The sequence below is a fragment of the Saccharothrix lopnurensis genome, assembly GCF_042658445.1.
Classification (GTDB): domain Bacteria; phylum Actinomycetota; class Actinomycetes; order Mycobacteriales; family Pseudonocardiaceae; genus Actinosynnema; species Actinosynnema lopnurensis.
Genome location: NZ_JBHSQO010000011.1, coordinates 154,953 through 173,100 on the forward strand (window position 1 = coordinate 154,953; position 18,148 = coordinate 173,100).

The window sequence follows — 18,148 nt, forward strand, 5'->3', positions numbered from 1 at the left end:
AGAAGATCACCGTCCGCAAGGTCGGCCCGGTTCGCCTGACCGCGGCGGCCTGCTCGCAGTACAAGGTCCCGACGCTGCCCGCCAGCTGATCGGACCGGTTCCGGGGCCGGGCGCGGTCACCGCGCCCGGCCCTTCCGTCACCGCAGCGCCCCACCGGGAGTACGACGTGTACGACCTGCAACAACCGCTCGCCCTGCACCCCCTGGTGTACCTGGAGGACGGCGACGACGTGACCGTGGGGCGGCGGGACATCGAGTCCTACGCGGTCTTCCCTCCCGACGGGGCCGAGCTGGTGCGCAAGCTCGCCGAGGGCGTCGCGCCCGCGCAGGCCGCCCGGTGGTACGAGGGCCGCTACGGCGAGGCGGTCGACATCGACGACGTGGTCGGCGTGCTGCACGAGCTCGAATTCGTGCGCGCTGCCGAAGGCGCCCGTGAAGGCGCGGCCGGAGACACCCCCGAACAATCCCCGGGACCGCCCGGCGCGCTGCCGCCGGTGCGCTGGCAGCGGCTCGGCCAGGCCCTGTTCTCCCGGGTCGCTTTCACCGCATACGGTTTGTTGGTGGTCTGGGCCGTGGTCGCGGCGGTACGGGCTCCCGAATTGCGCCCGAATTTTCGGCACATCTTCTACATCGACTACTACTCGGTGATCCAGGCGACGTTGTTCGTGGCCGCGGTGCCGCTGCTGCTCCTGCACGAGTCGTTCCACGCGCTGGCCGGCCGCAGGCTGGGCCTGCCGTCCCGGCTGAGCATCGGGCGGCGGCTGTACTTCATCGTGCTGGAGACGTCGATGGACAGCCTGGTCACCGTGCCCCGCCGGCAGCGCTACCTGCCGATCCTCGCCGGGATGCTCGCCGACGTGCTGGCCATGGCGGCGCTCACCGTGCTGGCCGACCTCACCCGCGCGCCCGACGGCTCCCTGTCGCTCGCGGGCCGGTTCTGCCTGGCCGTGTCGTTCGCGACGCTGCTGCGGGTGGCCTGGCAGTTCTCCTTCTACCTGCGCACCGACCTCTACGTGCTGGTCAGCACGGTGCTCGGCTGCGTCGACCTGCACGGCGCGGTCAAGGGCACGCTGGCCAACCGGGTCAACCGGCTGCTCGGCCGCACCGACCGGCTGCGCGACGAGACGGCCTGGCACCCCGTGGACCGGCGCGTGGCGCACTGGTACGCGTGGCTGGTGCCGGTCGGCTACGCGATCAGCCTCACCACGCTCGCGCTGGCGGTGCTGCCGGTCACCTGGTTCATGTTCAGCGGCGTGTTCACCCGCTTCACCGACGGCGGCACCGCGACCCAGGTCCTGGACTCGACGGTGTTCCTCGCCTTCTCGCTGATCCCCATCGCGGTCTACGGACTGCTGGCCCTGCGCGACCGCCGTCGTGGCCGCGTCCGGGAGAAAGGACGTGTCTCATGACCGGTCACCTCTGGATCCGCGCCCACCGCGCCACCGACCGGGCCCGCGCGCTCGCCGGGCTGGACCTGCCGCCCGTGCTGGCCGTCGTCGACGCCCACCAGCGGCGGCGGGGCCCGTACTCGGCCGCCGGCTCGCTGCTGCGGCAGATCGCGCCGGCCGCGTTCGCCGCGCACCCGGAGCTGGCGGTCCGGCACAACATCGAGGTCGCCACGGCCGCGCCCGAGCTGGCCGACCTGGTGCCGCAGGCGTGGTCGAGCATGGAGTGGACCGTCTCCGACGAGGAGCGCACCCGGTTCTACTCGCGGCTGCACACGCTGAACGTCGCCAACGGCATCGCGGAGCTGCTGCGGGTCGTGCTCGACGAGCCCCGCACGCTGGTCGTGGACAACGCCCACCACGCCGACCCGACCGACCAGGAGCTGGTCGCGGTCCTGCTGCGGCGCGCGGACCTGCCGCTGCTGACCGTGGTCGTCGGCACGGGCGCGGAACCGCTGGTCGACCCGCGCGGTGAGCTGGCGGTGTCGATGCGGGCCGAGCTGGAGGCGCACGCCACCCCGGTCGACGCCGCGGAGAGCGCGCCGGAGGGGCCGTTCGAGTCCTATGTGGACAGCGACGGCGCGACCGACGACCCGCGCGCCCTGGCCGAGTACGAGGCGCTGTCGCCGGAGCGCAGGACCGAGCTGCACGACGCCCGGCTGGCCGAGCTGGTGGCGCGCGGCGAGAAGTCGTGGACGCTCGGGGCGATCCCGTTCCACGCCGAGCGCGGTTCCGGCGGCGGCGCGGAGGAGCTGCGGGCGGCGATGGACCACTGCCGCAAGGTCGGGCTCTACCAGGCCGCCGCCGAGCTGGGCAAGCGCGGGCGGGCCGCGGTGGACCGGAGCGCCGACCCCCGGCTGTGGTGGCACTTCACCGAGGGCTCCAGCACGTCGCTGGCCTCGGTGGGCCGCGCCGACGAGGCCGAGGAGATCTACTACGACGCCCGCGCGGCGACCGCGGACCCGCTGGTCCACATGAACCTCGCCTACGGCAGCGCCATGCTCTACGCGCGGCACTTCACCGCCGACCGGCGCGACTTCCAGCGGGCCCGGGGTTGGATGAACCTCGCCATCGCCATCGCGGACCAGCTGGGCGACCCCAAGGAGCGGGCCTTCCACTCGGTGTTCAGCCGCAACGGGCTGGCGCTGGTCGAGGTGCGGCAGGGCAACCCGGGCGAGGCGCTGCGGCTGCTGGAGGAGGGCATGGCCCGGCTCGACGCGGACCTGGAGCCCGGCGAGCACGCGCTGCACCGGTCCGTCCTGCGCTACAACCGCGCCCAGGTGTACGCGATGACCGGGCGGGCCGAGGAGGCGCTGGCCGACTACTCGGCGGTGGCCGAGCTGGACCCGGACTTCCCCGAGCACCACTTCCACGTCGGCAGCATGTTGCGGAAGCTGGGGCGCGACGAGGAGGCGCTGGCCGCGTTCGAGCGGGTGCTGCCGCTGTCGCCGCCGTTCCCGGAGGTGCACTACAACCTGGCCGACACGCGGCTGGCCCTCGGTGACGCGGAGGGGGCGCTGCGCGAGTTCTCGGTGGTGCTGGAGCTGGACCCCGCGCACGTGGAGGCGAGGTTGGCGCGGGCCGAGCTGCGGTGCGACCTGGACGACCTGACGGGCGCGGAGGCCGACGTCGAGGCCGTGCCGGACGAGGTGAGCCCGGCGCTGGCGCTGTCGCTGCGGTGCGTGCGGGCCAGGGTGCTGGCGGCTCGCGGAGACCTGGCCGGCGCGCGGCGGGAGGTGTCCGAGGTGGTCGAGGCCGACCCGGGCTTCCACCAGGGCTGGGCGATCAGGGCGCAGTTGGCCTACGAGTCCGGTGAGCTGGAGGGGGCGCTGGCCGACTTCGACCGCGCGGTGGGGTTGTCGGACCTGCCGGAGGTGCGGTTCAACCGGGCCGTGGTGCTGGAGGAGGCCGGGCGGTTCGACGCCGCCGCGGCGGACTACCGGGTGGTGCTCGACGCGACCGGGGACGAGGACGCGCGGGACCGGCTGGACCACTGCCTGGCGCACGCGTAGTGGTGCGGAGCGCGGCACCGGCCACGGGCGGGGGGTGGCCGGTGCCGCGCTCGCGCGCTCTCCGCCCCCTCACGCCCCCGCTTCCGTGCCTCGCCTCGCCCCGCGCCCCGGCCTCGGCCCCGCGCGCCGCGCCTCGCTTCCGCGCCCCGCGCCACCGCGGTCCCGCCCCACCTCCGCTCAGCCGAACAACGGACCGCCGGGTGGTTAGGGTGACCGGGTGGAGTTCCAGCGCGCCCGGCGACCCGAGCAGGTCGAGCAGCGGCGGCGCGCGATCCTGGAGGCGGCCCGCGCCCTGCTCCGGGAACAACCCCTCGCCGACATCAGCCTGCGCGAGCTGAGCTGCCGGGTCGGGCTGGCCAAGTCGAACGTGCTGCGCTACTTCGACAGCCGGGAGGCGGTCTTCCTGGAGGTGCTCGACGAGGAGTGGGGCGCCTGGCTGGACGCCCTGGACGCCGAGCCCCCCACCGGCGACGAGGCGGCCGTGGCCACCGCCCTCGCCTCCTCCCTCGCCGGGCGGCGGACGCTGGCCGAGCTGTTCGGCCACGCGGGCGTCCTGGAGCGCAACATCACCGTCGAGCGCGCCCGCCGGCTCAAGGGCCGGGCGGCGACCCACTCGACGCGGCTCGCGGACCTGGTGCGCGCCCTCCTGCCGGTGCTCGACGAGGACGCGGCGCGGCACTTCGCGGACGCCGTGGTGGTGCTCGCGGCCGGGCTGTGGCCCCGGGCGGACCCGACCGAGGCGGTGGCGCGGGCGCTGCGCGAGCTGGGCTCGCCCGAACCCGCCGAGCTGTTCGCGACCGGGCTGGCCGAGGCGCTGGTCAACCAGCTCGCCGGGCTGGTGGCGCGGTCCACGCGGGACTGACGGCCCGCTAGGAGCGACCGTCCCGCTGGTCCTCCCACCTCTTGCCGAACTCCCGGGCCCGGTCGAGCACGGCGCCGCCGATCCCGTTGAAGTAGATCTCCACCAGCTCGGCCCGCGCGATGCGCCCCGCGCCGACCTCGTCGCGGACGAACTCGGTGGCCCTCAGGTACATCGTCGACTTCTTCGCGTGGTCGGTCCTGACGTCGAACCCGGTCGCCTCGGAGGTGAAGAACTCGGTGATGCCCTCCTGGAGGTCCGCCCCGATCGGGTTGTCGAACGAGAAGTTCATGACGTCCGGGTGCTCCAGCACGTGGAACAGCTCGTGCACGAGGGTGCCCCAGGTGTGGTTGTCGGTGTTGAGGACGACGTTCCGCGACCCGCGCGCCTCCGGGGTGGTCTGCCCCTCCACGTTGGCCGCGTCGATCACGCCGGGACCGGCGAACGCCGTCTTGTCCCGCGCCGTCACCCCGGCCGTCGCCAACCACTTCTCGACCGCCTGTTCGTCGATGCGGGTCAGCCCGAGGCCCGCCAGGTAGTCGCGGACGGTGTCCAGTGCCGGCCGCAGCTTCTCCGCGGCCGACGGGAACCTGCGTTGCCCGCCCTCGTCCACGAACTCCGCGCTCGGCTTGCCCGGGGCCGGCGACAGGGAACCCGCGTTCGTGAAGAGGACCTCGGCGAGCGGCACGTCCAGGGCGGCGGCCAACCGCTCGCGCGCCGAGGGCGGAAACCCCATGGGCAGCAGGACCACGAACCTCACCCGCGGCCGCGTCGCGAGCGGGTTGCGGTCGCCGAACAACCACTTCCGGCCCCACAGCTCGACGGCGCGGTCCCTCTTCGCCCAGAAGACGGTGCGGGCGGGTGCGTCCCGCTCGACGAGCTTGCCGTTCTCGGCCGAGGCGCCGTGGACCTCCCAGGCGGAAGGCGGCGCGGTCGTCCCGCTCCCGTGCTCCGCCGCCAACTCCGTCGCCTTCTTGATCACGTCCTCGGCGCTCGGCTCGATGCCGTTGGCGGCGAGCCAGGCCGGCAGGGGGTGCAGCTGCTCGTCCGCGATCGCGGTCGCCAGCCTGCCGCGCAGGTCGGCCGGCAGGGGGACGCCGAGCGCCGCGAGCGCGGCGGGCAGGCGCTGCTGCACCTCCGCCGACAGCTCCACGCCCAGGGGCATGTCCGCGCTCGCGAAGCGCCGCTGCACCGGGACGGGGTCGTGGGCCACGAGCCGGCGGACGGCGCGGTTGCCGGCGGTCCGCTGCAACCGCAGCAACTCCTGCTCGGGAGGGCGGCCGCCGGTCCCGGCGGTGGGGCGCGCGGCCGAGTGCGACCGGTGCCGCTCCACCGGTGGCTGCCGCTGGTCTTCCCGCACGGACCGCTCGTTTCGCTTCGGTGGTGTGGTGGGTCGATTCTCCTGGACCGGTGGTCCCGCGTCGATCGTCCATCCCGTTCCACCGCTCCGTCGATCAGGTGACCCCGCCCCGCCGGCCTAGGGTGCGGGGTGTGAAGGCACTCGTGGTTCGAGGCGGCTGGGACGGGCACTCGCCGGTGGAGGCGACGGACGCGTTCCTGCCGTTCCTGCGCTCGTCGGGGTTCGCGGTGGACGTGTCGGACACGCTGGAGGTCTACGACTCGTCGCTGTCGGACTACGGCCTCGTCCTCCAGTGCTGGAGCGACGGCGAGCTGACCGACGAGCAGTTCGGGCACCTGGAGGCGGCGGTGCGCGCCGGTACCGGGCTGGCCGGGTGGCACGGCGGGCTGGTGGACGCCTTCCGGCACTCGCGCGGGTACGTGCGGATGGTGGGCGGCCAGTTCGTCGCCCACCCCGGCGACTTCGTCGAGCACCGCGTGGAGATCGTCTCCACGCACCCGGTGGTGGCCGGGTTGAGCGGGTTCACCGTGCGGACCGAGCAGTACTGGGTGCTCACCGATGGGCTGAACGACGTGCACGCGACCACCACGTTCGCCCCCGAGGACCCGTGGCACGCGCCGCTGACCGTGCCTGCGGTGTGGACGCGGCGGTGGGGCGCGGGGCGCGTGTTCGCCTGCACGCTGGGGCACTTCCCGGCCGACCTGGCGGTGCCGCAGGTGCGGACCGTGGTCGAGCGCGGCCTGCTGTGGGCGGCCGGGCGCGCGTGAAGCGTCAGCGGCCGGGCGTGCCCCGGAGGAAGGCGCGCCAGGTGGTGGGCGTGAAGGCCAGGTGCGGGGCGGTGTTCTTGGAGTCCCGCACGCCCACCCCCTCCGGCGCGAACGCCACTTCCACGCACTCCGTGTTCGCTCCGCCGCTGTAGCTGCTCTTACGCCACTGCTTCGCCTCCTGGTGCACTCTGTTCCTCCCGCAGTCGGTCGTAGCGGTCCGCCCACTCGGCGAACACCGACCGCGATTCTTCCTCACTCACCGCCACCAGGTCGAGATCGTTGCAGCACTGCCCGAACAGGTCGGTGGTCTCGACGGCGTCCGAGAACAGCGCCACCGGCCCGGACTCGACGTAGGAGACGGGTGGGTGGTCGGTGAAGTTCATGAAGCTGAAGCCCGAGTTCAGCGACGCCGGCAGCGAAGCGGCGAAGGGCACCAGTCGCACCCCGTCCCGGAACAGCAGTTGCAGCATCTGCTCGTACATCACCTGCGCGCCACCCACCACGCGCAGCAAGGCCGCCTCGTGGACGAAGAACCGGCCCTCGGGCGGCCTCGGGTTGTCGAAGATCCTCTGCCGGGCCACGCGTTCGGCCGCGCGGTGCTCGCCGTCGGTCCTGTTCATGAGCGCGCAGGCGTAGTCGATGGTCTGGAGGAGTCCGGGGATCATGATGACCTGGTAGGACCAGATGATCCTGGCGGTCTGCTCGTGGAGGAGCAGTGCCCTCAGGGAGTCGGGCACCGCCAGCTCGTGGGGCCGGACGAGGTGACCCGTGTTCGGCTCTTGGGCCAAGCCCATGATGTGGTCGTAGGTGGGCTGGTCGGTGCGGAGGTGGCCGACGTAGCGGGCGATGTCCACGGGGCTGGTGCCGCGCGTCCCGCGCTCCAGCTTCGACACCTTGCCGGCGGACCACCCCAATTCCTCCACGAGGGCTCCGAACCTCACCTCGGACCGTCGGCGCGCCCTCCTGAGGGCATCACCCAATTCGCGGCTCAACGCATTCGACTCACGGGAATCCATGCGGTCACGCTAGGGCGTTCGCAACCGCTCTACCAGCCGAAACGTTCTATTCCACCCCATGGGATCACAGTTGTACCCCGGGTCAACTATTGGCCTGTTCGAGGATTTTCCCCGGCGGTACAATTCATTTTGTTGCGCACGCGCAACGAAATGGAGTGGCGTCCTGTCCCGCCGGCGGCGAGGATCGCCGCGTGCACGTCTTCCTGGAAACCGCACGGCTCGTGCTGCGCCCGTTCACCGACGCCGACGCCGACCACCTCTTCGCGCTGGACGGCGATCCGGAGGTCATGCGCTTCCTCACCGGTGGCAGGCCGACCAGTCGCGAGGCGATCCGCACCCGCACCCTCCCGCGCCTGCTGCACGACCACCCGTGCCTGGGCACCCGTGGCTACTGGGCCGCCGAGGAGAGGGCCGCTGAGGAGAGGGCCGGCGGGGCGTTCCTGGGCTGGTTCGAGTTCCGCCCGCTCGTCGAGCACAGCGCCGCCGAGGTCGAGCTGGGCTACCGGCTGAACCGGGCCGCCTGGGGCCGGGGGTTGGCCACGGAGGGGGCGCGGGCGTTGGTCGACAAGGGGTTCACCGGGCTGGGGGTGGAGCGGGTCACCGCGAACACCATGGCGGTCAACACCGCGTCCCGGCGGGTGATGGAGAAGGCGGGGCTGGGGTTCCGGCGGACCTTCACCGGGGACTGGCCCGAGGTGATCGAGGGCGCCGAGCACGGCGAGGTCGAGTACGAGCTGACCCGGGCGGACTGGGCGCGGGGCCGGTGACCGGACCGCCGCTCGCACCGGGGTCGGGGTCCCGGCGCGAGCGGCGTCACCCCGTCAGTACATCGGCACCAGGCTGAGCCTGCGGATGCCGGTGTAACCGGGGCAGCTCACCGATCCGGGCGAGCCGTACATGGTCGGCTCGCCGTACACCGTGCTCCCGTCGCCGCACATCGCGCCGAGGGTGTAGCCCCGGCTGGGCAGGGGGCCGGTGTGGTAGCAGCGCGCCGAGGCCACCGCGTACGTGCCGGGCGTGTAGGTGTAGGTGCAGTACAGGGCTCTCGACTCGGCCCGGCCCGAACTGGGGGCGTTCGGGGTGAGCGGGACGGTGATCCCGTCCCGTTCGTCGGCCGCCATCGCGGTCGTGGTCCAGCCGGTCAACGCCCCCAGCGCCAGCAGGGCGGCCATCACCAAACGAACCGATCTCGACATGGTTCTCCCGTCGCAGGGCGGGGAGGGTGAGGCGGTGTCGACTCACCCCTGACGGAACACTTGACGATCCTCGGATCATGTCGGCGGACCACTGATACGAAACCGTGGAAAAAAGCGCCGGGGGCAGCAGCGGGTTGGGACCATTGCCCCACCGCGACGCCGGCGAACAGCCGCACCCGCCCGGTCGGCGTGCGGTGGGAACCGCGTCCGGACCGGCGGACCCGGTCGCCACCGGTGGTCGCGCCGCCCGCGACCGGGACTTCGCGGGACCAATCCGAATCCCGTTGACGAGGGTGGTTCGACCTCCCACCTCCTTCCGGGTGAAACGTCTATTCCGAGTTGACCGGGCGGACGAGGTGTCACGACCATGTTCCTGCTGGTGTGAACACGGAATTCCACCTTCCAGTGGATTTCCGGTCACGGCCGGGGCGGGGGCGATGTCGACCGGTGGGCGCAGATCCGGGCGAGTGGTGGTCGCCGTGGTCGCGATCGCGGGATCGTGCTCCGGGAGTGGAGCAGGCGCCCGCCGGGGTCGGACTCCAGCGCGAGTCCCACCACTGCGACGCCCCGCGGGTCCGCGACAGCGAGGAGTCGACCGTTGACCGTCAGCCCCAGCCGGTTCACCGCACTGTGGTTCGCGCGCTCCGTGACCGAGGTGTCCGCGCCCGGCATCATCGGCGTCGCGCTGTTCCTCGCCGTGGGCTGGCACTCGTCGTGGCCGGACATTGGCGGGCTGCTCCACGGCGCGGTGGCGGCGGTCCTGTCCGTCGCCGTGCCGTACGCGGTGCTGATCTGGGGCGTGCGCACGGGGCGGTGGAGCGACCGGCACGTGTCGCGCCGCGAGGACCGCGTGCTGCCGTTCCTCATCACGCTCGCCTCGGTGGTCTCCGGGATGGTGTTCCTGCTGTGGGCGGACGCCTACCGGGAGCTGACCTCCGTGGCCGCGTCCATGCTCGGGGGGCTGGCCGTGACGCTGGTCGTGAGCCTGGCGTGGAAGGTGTCGCTGCACGCGGCGTCGGCGGCGGGTGCGGCGACGGCGACGGTGTTCGTGTTCGGGTTTTCGCCGCTCGTGGCGGGTGTGCTGGTGGCGTTGGTCGGGTGGTCGCGGGTGCGCCTGGGTGACCACACGGCGGGGCAGGTGGCGGTGGGGGCGGTGCTCGGGGTCGTCGTCGCGTCCGCGACGTTCCACGCGCTGGGGTGAGGTGGCCGGGGTGGGCCGGACCGGACCCCGGTCGGGCCGGCGGCACGAAGGGCGGCGGCTGCCTCCGGCGATCGCGGACCGCCCGCAGGTAGGCCGCCCCCCGATGCGCAGTCGCGGCCCCGTGCCCACCCGGACCCGCCGGTCGAGCACCTGGTGGTCCGCCGCCTCGACCGCGTCGAGCAGCCGAGTTCCTCCGGCTCGCCGCCCTGTTCAGGGAGGTGGCTGACGGTATCGGTGAGCTACAACAGCAGCTCACCGGCATCCAGCAGTTCGCGACAGCGGCTGCGAATCTGCTTGAGGGGCGGGGTGCGCCGCACACCGTTGTGCCACGAGCGAAGCCATCGGCCACAAATTTGTCCGCGGTGCCCGAACCAGACGACCTCAAGCCGATCTCCGAGCTCGTGGGCGAGCTGTTCGAGATCCTCCCGGTTCGGGGCGACCTCGGCGGCAAGACCTCGGGTACTGGGTCGACGGAGGGCTTACGCCGCCCGGGGCTGGCTCCTGCGTGGGGAACCCTTGCGGTGGCCGACCACGTCGAGGTGCAAGTAGCCGTGCAGGTGCAGGAGATCGGTGGAGCTGACGCTACTGGCCGGGCGGCGTCAAGTCCTACACCGGGAAGGAGCGTTAGCCAGTGGGGTACGTGCTCGACGTGGCTTACCGGCACGACCAGGAGCCGAAGCGCCTCCGCACGCGCGAAGACGTCGTCGCCTTCGTCGACGAGCTGGCGACGCTCGGCCCGGCGTACGCCGCAGCCACCGCTTACGCCGTCGAAGAGGGCAGCGACGCACTGCCCGACCACGAGTTGCTCATCGGAGCCCGCGCCCGAACCGGCCTCGGCGCCGTGCGGTACAGCGGTGAGGCCGGCACCTGGTACGCGAAGGGGGAGCGGACCAATCCCGAAGGGGTCGCGTTCGCCTACTTCGGCACGTCCCACGAGTTCCCGGCGGACGCCGAGGTGCCGCTCGACCTGGTCCGCGAAGCCCTGTGGGGACTGCTGACGAACCGCGGTGGTCGACCGGACGGGATGACCTGGGCCGAGACCGACTGATCGGCCGTTCCGCGCGGCCGTCCGGGATCGGGTGGCGGCCACGCCGACCGGTGGCGCCACCCGGTTCTCAAACGCCCCGGTTCTCAGGCGTCCCCGGTTCTCAGGCGTCCCCGGTTCTCAGGCGTCCCCGGTTCTCAGGCGTCCCCGGTTCTCAGGCCCCTTCGGCGGACAGCGGCGCGGGTTCGGAGTCGGCCAGGTTCTCGGGCAGGCGCAGGCCCTCGTGCAGCGGCACCAGTTCGGACTGGAGCACCAGCGCCGCCCCGCCGATGGCGGAGGCGGTGGCGGCCGAGCGGGACAGGCGGACGTCGACCCGGTGGGCGGCACGGGAGAAGAAGGCGCGGTCGAGTTCGTCGCGGACCACCGGCAGGTAGACCGACCCCGCGATGGCGAAGCTCGGCCCCGTCAGCACCAGCACCTCCAGGTCCATGATGTTGGCCAGGGTGCGGGCGGCGGTGGCGATGTACCGGGCCGAGCGCCCCAGGATGGCCAGCGCCGACGGGTCGCCCCGGCGGGCCGCGCGGCTGACCGCGGCGAAGTCCGACGACACCGACCTGGGCCTGCCGGTCAGGCCGGCGGCGCGGGCCAGGGCCGCGTCGGCGCGGGCGGCGGCGACGACCGCGCCCGGACCGGCCAGGACCTCCACGCAGCCGCGCGCCCCGCACCAGCACTCGGGGCCGTTGGCGTCCACGCAGATGTGGCCGACCTCCCCGGCGTTGCCGCTGGTGCCCCGGTAGGTGATGCCGTTGATCACCACGCCCGCGCCGATGCCCGTGCCCATGTAGAGGGCCGCCGAGGTGGCCGTGCCGCCGATGCCGCCGGACCAGTGCTCGCCCAGGGCGGCGGCGGTGGCGTCGTTGTCCAGCACCACCGGCAGCGCGGTGGCCCGCTCCAGCGCCTCGCCGAGGGGGAAGTCCTCCCACTTGCGCATGGACGGCGGGGTCAGGCCCATGCCGGTGGTCGAGTTGAGCGGCCCGGGGGAGACCAGGCCCAGGCCGAGGACGCGGACCCGGTCGACGCCGACGCCCTCGATGAGGGAGTCCACCTCGCCCGCCATGCGCTCCACCACGGTCTGCGGCTCGGCCGCGCCCGCGCCCGCCCTCGTGATGCGCGCGACGACGGAACCGCCCAGGTTGGTGAGCACGTAGGTGATGCCCGCGTGGTCCAGGTGGACCCCGACCGCGTAGCGGGAGGAGTGGTTGAGCTGGAGCAGCACGCGGCGCTTGCCGCCGGTGGACTCGGCCCGGCCGGTCTCGACCACCAGGCCCTCGTCGATGAGCTTGCGGACCACGGTGGAGATGGTCGCGCCGGTGAAGCCCGTGGCGTTGATCAGCCCCACGCGGCTGATGGTGCCCGCCGCGCGGATCACGTCGAGCACGGCGGCCTTGCTGCTCGCGTGGTGGGTCGCCCGCGCAGGTCCGCTCACGTGGCCTCCGTCTTGGTTCGTCGTCGGTCGAAGGGTAGCAACTTGACCCGCAGATGAAGCGGAAGTGTTGACTTCGTTTCTTCGTTGACTTAACAATCTGCCTCAACGCGGGACCGCGGCCGGTCCTGGGCCAGGAGAGGAATCAACGATGTTCCTGAAGGCAAGGCGCTCCTCACGGGCACGCGTGGCGGCGGCCGGACTGGCCGCGGTCGCCATGCTGGCGACCGCGTGCGGCGGGTCGAACGACTCGGGCGGCGACCGGAACACCGACACGCTCGTCGTGTACACCGGCCAGTCCGGCGACTGGCAGCTGAACTTCAACCCGTTCTCGCCGACGATGCTGGAGGGACCGGGCACGATCTTCGAGCCCCTGTTCTTCTTCAACAACGTCCGCGACGTCGAGCCCAGGCCGCGCCTCGGCAAGAGCTTCACCTGGAACGCCGACGGCACCCGACTGGACGTCGAGCTGCGCGACGACGCCGAGTTCACCGACGGCGAGAAGTTCACCGCCGAGGACGTCGTGTTCACCCTGGACATGGTCAAGAACAACCCGTCCATGAACGGCACGGGCTACAAGGGCGTCGCCACCGCGGTCGACGACACCCACGTCTCGATCACGTTCCCCGAACCCTCCTTCATGGAGGGCCCGCAGGTGCTCGGCCGGATCTGGATGGTCCCCCAGCACAGGTGGAAGGACATCGCCACCCCCGCCACCGACGTCGTGTCCGAGCCGGTGGGCACGGGCCCGTTCCAGCTCGCCGACTTCAAGGCCCAGGCGTTCACGCTCAAGTCCAACACCGGCTACTGGGCCGGCGAGCCCGCGCTGAAGAACATCCGCTACGTCGCGCTGTCGGGCAACCAGTCCGGTGAGGCCGCGCTGCGGCAGGGGCAGATCGACTGGCAGACCGGCCCGGTGCCGGACATGGCCAACATCGAGAAGAACTACCCCGGCTACAAGGGCATCACCATCCCGCTCAACCAGGCCGCGTTGTTCACCTGCTCCAACGCCGAGCTGGGCTGCCAGGGCCCGCAGACCGACGTGGCCGTGCGCAAGGCCGTGTACTACGGCATGAACCGCACCCAGATCAACTCGCTGGCCTTCGAGAACACCGCCGGCGAGATCTCGCCCGGGTTCGCCCTGCTGGAGCGGGACGAGCCGGTCGTCTCCGACGAGCTCCAGGAGCGCTCCGCGCCGATGCAGCCGGACGTGGCCAAGGCGACCGCCGCCCTGGAGGGCGCGGGCTACGCCAAGGGCCCCGACGGCGTCTACGCCAAGGACGGCAAGCCCGTCGCCATGACGATCAAGGTCGTGGCCGGCTGGACCGACTACATCACCGCCGTGGAGACCATCGCCCAGCAGCTCCAGCAGGTCGGCATCAAGATCACGCCGCAGCAGGTGTCCTGGAACGAGTGGTCCGACTCGCGCGGTCGCGGCCAGTACGAGCTGCTGATCGACGCGCTGCACCAGGGCCCCGCGCCCGACCCGTTCTACAACGCGTCCTACTTCTTCAGCACCGCCACCACGGCCAAGGTCGGCGAGGTCGCCAACCCGAACTTCGCCCGCTTCTCCAACCCCGCCGTCGACGGCGCGCTGACCGCGCTCAAGGGCGTGAACCCGGAGGACGACGCGGCCCGCCAGCCGTACTTCGACACGATCCAGACCGAGATCGAGAAGTCGATCCCGTACATCCCGATCCTCACCGCCGGCACCACCAGCGAGTACAACGCCAAGAAGTTCACCGGCTGGCCGACCCAGGACGACCTCTACTCGTTCCCGGCCGTCTGGGCGCGGCCCGAGCACTCGGAGATCTTCCTGAAGCTCAAGCCCGCGGGCCAGTAACCCGGCACCAGAACCGATTGGCGGACCGATGAGGTACTACGTCCGGAAGTTCGCGTTCTACCTGGTCGCCTTCTGGGCGGCGCTGACGCTGAACTTCTTCATCCCGAGGCTGATGCCGGGAAACCCGGTGGACATCCTCATGGCGAAGCTCGCCCAACGGGGCGGGACCGTGGACCCGTCGGCCCGCCGGGCGTACGAGCTGCTGCTCGGCGGGAACAGCAGCGAGTCGCTCCCCCGGCAGTACCTGTCCTACCTGGGCAACATGTTCCGCGGTGACCTGGGCGTCTCGGTGTCGGCGTTCCCGACCCCGGTGTCCCAGATCATCGGGGAGGCCCTGCCCTGGACGCTCGTGCTCGTGGGCATCGCGACGTTCCTGTCGTTCGTCCTCGGCATCGCGCTGGGCATGTTCGTCGGTTGGCGGCGCGGCACCTGGCTGGACGGCCTGGTGCCCGCCACCACCGTGCTGGCCGCCGTGCCGTACTTCTGGCTGGCGCTCATCCTGGCCGCGGCGCTGGCGTCCGGCCTGGGCTGGTTCCCGCTGCTCGGCGGCTACGACGTGGTCCTGTCGCCGGGCTGGGACGCGGACTTCATCGGCTCCGCGATCTACCACGGCACGCTGCCCGCGCTGACCATCGTGCTGTCCTCGGTCGGCGGCTGGCTGCTGGGGATGCGCAACATGATGGTCTCGGCCACCGCCGAGGACTACGTGCTGACCGCGCGGGCCAAGGGCCTGCGCGACTCGCGGATCATGATCAAGTACGCGGCCCGCAACGCGGTGCTGCCCTCGGTGGCCGGCTTCGCCATCTCGCTGGGCTTCGTGGTGTCCGGGTCGGTCATCACCGAGCAGGTGTTCTCCTACCCCGGCATCGGCTCGAAGCTGCTCCAGGCCGTGCAGAACAACGACTACGCCCTGATGCAGGGCATCTTCCTGGTGATCACGGTCGCCGTGCTCGGCGCGAACCTCGTGGTCGACCTGCTGTACGCCGTCATCGACCCGCGCACCCGCGTCAGCGGCTGAGAAGGAGAACGGACACCGTGACGAACCTCAGTCCGGCCACCGTCGTGCCGCCCCGGGGACGCTCGGGCCTGCGGTCGATGCTGCCGCGCTGGTCGCCCAAGCTGGGCATCGGCCTCGCCCTGATCGTGGCGATCACCCTGTTCGGCCTGGTCGGGCCGCTGCTGCTGGGCGACCCAAACCTCATCCGGGACCTCGGCCTGACCTCGCCGGGCGGCGAGTTCCTCCTCGGCACCACGCTGACCGGCCAGGACGTGCTGGCGCAACTGGCCTCCGCCACGCGCGGCTCGCTCTACATCGGCCTGCTGGTCGGCGTGATGGCCACCGTCCTGTCGGCGCTGTTCGGCATCATCGGCAGCTACGTCGGCGGGTACGTGGACGAGGCGTTCTCGCTGTTCTCCAACGTCATGCTGGTGATCCCCGGCCTGCCGCTGGTGATCGTGATCTCCGCGTTCGTGCCCGCCGACCAGCGCGGCTCGTGGACCATCGCGGTGGTGCTGGCGATCACCGGCTGGGCGGCGTCGGCCCGCGTGCTGCGCGCCCAGACGCTGTCGCTGCGCAACCGCGACTACGTGGCCGCGGCGAAGGTGTCCGGCGAGAAGCCGTGGCGCGTGATCACCGTCGAGATCCTGCCCAACCTGCTGCCGCTGCTGGCCTCGCAGTTCGTCTTCGCGGTCATCTACGCGATCCTGAGCGAGGCGGGCCTGTCGTTCCTCGGCCTGGGCGCGTCGAACTCCTCGACCCTGGGCACGATGCTCTACTACGCCCAGAACGGCTTCGCGCTCCAGCGCGAGGCGTGGTGGTGGTTCGTGCCGCCGGGCCTGGTCATCGCCCTGTTCGGCTGCGGCCTGTCGCTGGTCAACTTCAGCATCGACGAGATCATCAACCCCAAGCTGCGCGACATCCCGCGCCGTCGCGCCGCCGAGCCGGACCGCGCGGCCGGGCCCGTGGCGAGCACCGACGCCGACGCCGACGCCGTGATGACCGTGCGCGACCTGTCCGTGGTCTACCGGGTCGGCACGCCGGTGCACGCGGTGAAGGACGTGTCGCTGACGCTGCGGCGCGGCGAGATCCTGGGCCTGGCCGGCGAGTCCGGCTGCGGCAAGTCGACCCTCGCCTACGCGATCAACCGCCTGCACCGGCCACCGGCCGAGGTCACCACCGGCTCGGTCACGTTCCACGACCGCGACGGCGACGACCTGGACGTGCTCGCGCTCGGGCCCGGTGAGCTGCGGGAGTTCCGCTGGTCGAAGCTGTCGATGGTGTTCCAGGGCGCGATGAACGCGCTGAACCCGGTCATCACCGTCCGGGCGCAGCTGGAGGACGTGCTCACCACGCACCGGCCGGGGATGACCGGGGCGCAGCGCCGGGCGCGGTGCGAGGAGGTGCTCCGGCTCGTCGGCGTCGACGTGCGGCGGCTGCGCTCCTACCCGCACGAGCTGTCCGGCGGCATGAGGCAGCGCGTGGTGATCGCCATGGCGCTGCTGCTCGACCCCCAGGTCATGATCATGGACGAGCCGACCACCGCGCTGGACGTGGTGGTGCAGCGCGGCATCCTGCGGGAGATCCTGCGGCTGCGCGACGAGATCGGCTTCGCCGTCCTGTTCATCACCCACGACCTGCCGCTGCTGCTCGAACTGGCCGACCGCATCGCGGTGATGAAGGACGGCGAGGTGGTCGAGTACGCGACCGCCGAGGAGGTGTACGCGCGGCCGGCGCACCCCTACACGCGCGAGCTGCTCGAATCGTTCCCCAGCCTGACCGGCGAGCGCGGCGCGTTCGTCCGGACCGGCGACCGGGCCGAACCCGCCGGGGCCGAACCCGCCGGAGCCGGCGGGGTGGCCGGGCTGCCCGGTGGTCCGATCCCCTCCGGTCCGATCCCTTCTGGTCCGATCCCTTCTGGTCCGATCCCTTCTGGTCCGATCCCTTCTGGGCCGACCCCCTCTGGAGGCGTCCGATGACCACGCTGGAAGCGCACGAACTGGTCAAGGACTTCCACGTCCGGGTCGGCCTCAGGCGGGTGCGGCTGCGCGCGGTGGACCACGTCTCGTTCACCCTCACGCCAGGCCGCACGGTCGCGCTGGTCGGCGAGTCCGGCTCCGGCAAGTCCACCATCGCGCGGATGATCGCCCGGCTGGAGAAGCCCAGCTCCGGGTCCATCACCGTGACCGGCGATGACGGGCGGCGGGTGGCCGACCGGCGGTACCGCGACCACGTGCAGATGGTGTTCCAGGACCCGTTCGCCTCGCTCAACCCGTTCCACACCATCGCCCACCACCTGGAGCGCCCGCTCAAGCTGCACGGCAAGCCGCACGGGTGGGACGAGGTGGTGCGGCTGCTGGAGCGCGTGTCGCTGCCCGGCCGCGACGTCGCCCACCGCCGCCCGCACGAGCTGTCCGGCGGCCAGCGGCAGCGCGTGGCCATCGCGCGGGCCCTGGCGCCCGGCGCGCGGGTCGTGGTGGCCGACGAGCCGGTGTCCATGCTCGACGTGTCGATCCGGCTGGGCGTGCTCAACCTGCTCGCCCGGTTGCAGCGCGAGGAGCAGCTGGCCGTCCTCTACATCACCCACGACCTGGCCACCGCCCGGCACTTCTCCGACGACATCCTGGTGCTCTACAAGGGGCGCGTGGTCGAGCGGGGACCCGCCGACGAGGTGATCCTCAACCCGCAGCACCCGTACACCCGCATCCTGGCGTCCGCCGCGCCCGACCCGGACGCGCGGGGCCGCTCCCTCGACATCGACCCGGCCGAGGTCGAGCGGGCGGGCGCGGCCGCCGCGTACGACCACGACACCCGGCGCTGGGAGGAGTCCGTCACCTGACGCCGACCCGGTCGCCCGGCCCCGGCCCCGGCTCGCGCTGCGGGTCGAGCCGGGGCCGGTGAGCCTGCTCTCGCTGCGCCCGGACGGGCCGCTCGACGGCGTCGGCGTGCCGCTGGTCGAGGTACGGGCGCACGGCCACGGGCCTG

At 72.2% G+C, this 18,148-nt stretch carries 17 protein-coding genes; 11 read left to right on the forward strand and 6 right to left on the reverse strand.

Annotation, left to right across the window (positions count from 1 at the left end):
* Nucleotides 1-166 precede the first annotated feature (166 nt).
* From ACFP3R_RS13545 to ACFP3R_RS13555, 3 genes are all read left to right on the forward strand, one after another.
* Entirely contained in the window at nucleotides 167-1,408 is a 1,242-nt protein-coding gene (locus ACFP3R_RS13545) for a hypothetical protein (RefSeq protein ID WP_380636048.1), read from the forward strand.
* Entirely contained in the window at nucleotides 1,405-3,456 is a 2,052-nt protein-coding gene (locus ACFP3R_RS13550; RefSeq protein WP_380636050.1) for a tetratricopeptide repeat protein, read from the forward strand. Before ACFP3R_RS13545 ends, ACFP3R_RS13550 begins: the two co-directional genes overlap by 4 nt.
* A gap of 217 nt (nucleotides 3,457-3,673) precedes the next feature.
* The gene (locus ACFP3R_RS13555; protein ID WP_380636051.1) at nucleotides 3,674-4,318 is read left to right on the forward strand and encodes a TetR/AcrR family transcriptional regulator; all 645 of its coding nucleotides are present in this window, start codon (nucleotides 3,674-3,676) and stop codon (nucleotides 4,316-4,318) included.
* A gap of 7 nt (nucleotides 4,319-4,325) precedes the next feature.
* Here the strand turns inward: ACFP3R_RS13555 and ACFP3R_RS13560 are convergent, their stop codons facing one another.
* Nucleotides 4,326-5,675, reverse strand: coding sequence for a hypothetical protein (locus tag ACFP3R_RS13560; RefSeq protein ID WP_380636052.1), 1,350 nt, complete (start codon nucleotides 5,673-5,675; stop codon nucleotides 4,326-4,328).
* A gap of 131 nt (nucleotides 5,676-5,806) precedes the next feature.
* Here ACFP3R_RS13560 and ACFP3R_RS13565 point away from each other — a divergent pair, with 131 nt between their 5' ends.
* Nucleotides 5,807-6,442 (forward strand): ThuA domain-containing protein, encoded by a 636-nt coding sequence (locus ACFP3R_RS13565; RefSeq protein WP_380636054.1) that lies wholly within the window; start codon nucleotides 5,807-5,809, stop codon nucleotides 6,440-6,442.
* 4 nt (nucleotides 6,443-6,446) lie between these two features.
* Here the strand turns inward: ACFP3R_RS13565 and ACFP3R_RS13570 are convergent, their stop codons facing one another.
* A complete protein-coding gene (locus ACFP3R_RS13570; protein WP_380636056.1) occupies nucleotides 6,447-6,566 on the reverse strand; it encodes a DUF397 domain-containing protein in 120 nt (39 codons plus the stop codon).
* 34 nt (nucleotides 6,567-6,600) lie between these two features.
* Nucleotides 6,601-7,458 carry a helix-turn-helix domain-containing protein gene (locus ACFP3R_RS13575; protein ID WP_380636058.1) on the reverse strand — a complete coding sequence of 286 codons (858 nt, stop codon included), beginning with the start codon at nucleotides 7,456-7,458 and terminating at the stop codon, nucleotides 6,601-6,603.
* A 191-nt stretch (nucleotides 7,459-7,649) separates the two neighbouring features.
* Here ACFP3R_RS13575 and ACFP3R_RS13580 point away from each other — a divergent pair, with 191 nt between their 5' ends.
* On the forward strand, nucleotides 7,650-8,225 hold the full coding sequence (locus ACFP3R_RS13580; RefSeq protein WP_380636061.1) for a GNAT family N-acetyltransferase: 576 nt from the start codon (nucleotides 7,650-7,652) through the stop codon (nucleotides 8,223-8,225).
* Between the two features lie 54 nt (nucleotides 8,226-8,279).
* On the opposite strand, the gene ACFP3R_RS13585 is transcribed toward ACFP3R_RS13580, so the two are convergent.
* Complete coding sequence (locus tag ACFP3R_RS13585; protein ID WP_380636063.1) at nucleotides 8,280-8,654, reverse strand: hypothetical protein; 375 nt, start codon at nucleotides 8,652-8,654, stop codon at nucleotides 8,280-8,282.
* Nucleotides 8,655-9,252: 598 nt separating this feature from the next.
* Here ACFP3R_RS13585 and ACFP3R_RS13590 point away from each other — a divergent pair.
* Both ACFP3R_RS13590 and ACFP3R_RS13595 read left to right on the forward strand, forming a co-directional pair.
* Nucleotides 9,253-9,855 (forward strand): hypothetical protein, encoded by a 603-nt coding sequence (locus tag ACFP3R_RS13590; protein ID WP_380636066.1) that lies wholly within the window; start codon nucleotides 9,253-9,255, stop codon nucleotides 9,853-9,855.
* Between the two features lie 631 nt (nucleotides 9,856-10,486).
* A complete protein-coding gene (locus ACFP3R_RS13595) occupies nucleotides 10,487-10,903 on the forward strand; it encodes an Imm1 family immunity protein (RefSeq protein WP_380636068.1) in 417 nt (138 codons plus the stop codon).
* Between the two features lie 151 nt (nucleotides 10,904-11,054).
* Here ACFP3R_RS13595 and ACFP3R_RS13600 read toward each other — a convergent pair whose 3' ends face one another.
* Complete coding sequence (locus ACFP3R_RS13600; protein ID WP_380636070.1) at nucleotides 11,055-12,326, reverse strand: ROK family transcriptional regulator; 1,272 nt, start codon at nucleotides 12,324-12,326, stop codon at nucleotides 11,055-11,057.
* 148 nt (nucleotides 12,327-12,474) lie between these two features.
* On the opposite strand from ACFP3R_RS13600, the gene ACFP3R_RS13605 reads away from it, so the two are divergent.
* The 4 genes from ACFP3R_RS13605 to ACFP3R_RS13620 are packed head-to-tail and all read left to right on the forward strand — an operon-like array spanning nucleotide 12,475 to nucleotide 18,002.
* A complete protein-coding gene (locus tag ACFP3R_RS13605; protein WP_380636072.1) occupies nucleotides 12,475-14,166 on the forward strand; it encodes an ABC transporter substrate-binding protein in 1,692 nt (563 codons plus the stop codon).
* Between the two features lie 28 nt (nucleotides 14,167-14,194).
* The gene (locus ACFP3R_RS13610) at nucleotides 14,195-15,184 is read left to right on the forward strand and encodes an ABC transporter permease (protein WP_380636074.1); all 990 of its coding nucleotides are present in this window, start codon (nucleotides 14,195-14,197) and stop codon (nucleotides 15,182-15,184) included.
* Between the two features lie 17 nt (nucleotides 15,185-15,201).
* Entirely contained in the window at nucleotides 15,202-17,142 is a 1,941-nt protein-coding gene (locus ACFP3R_RS13615; RefSeq protein ID WP_380636076.1) for a dipeptide/oligopeptide/nickel ABC transporter permease/ATP-binding protein, read from the forward strand.
* The gene (locus tag ACFP3R_RS13620; protein ID WP_380636078.1) at nucleotides 17,139-18,002 is read left to right on the forward strand and encodes an ABC transporter ATP-binding protein; all 864 of its coding nucleotides are present in this window, start codon (nucleotides 17,139-17,141) and stop codon (nucleotides 18,000-18,002) included. Before ACFP3R_RS13615 ends, ACFP3R_RS13620 begins: the two co-directional genes overlap by 4 nt.
* On the opposite strand, the gene ACFP3R_RS13625 is transcribed toward ACFP3R_RS13620, so the two are convergent.
* Nucleotides 17,995-18,141, reverse strand: coding sequence for a hypothetical protein (locus ACFP3R_RS13625; RefSeq protein ID WP_380636080.1), 147 nt, complete (start codon nucleotides 18,139-18,141; stop codon nucleotides 17,995-17,997). The genes ACFP3R_RS13620 and ACFP3R_RS13625 overlap by 8 nt on opposite strands.
* Nucleotides 18,142-18,148 lie beyond the last annotated feature (7 nt).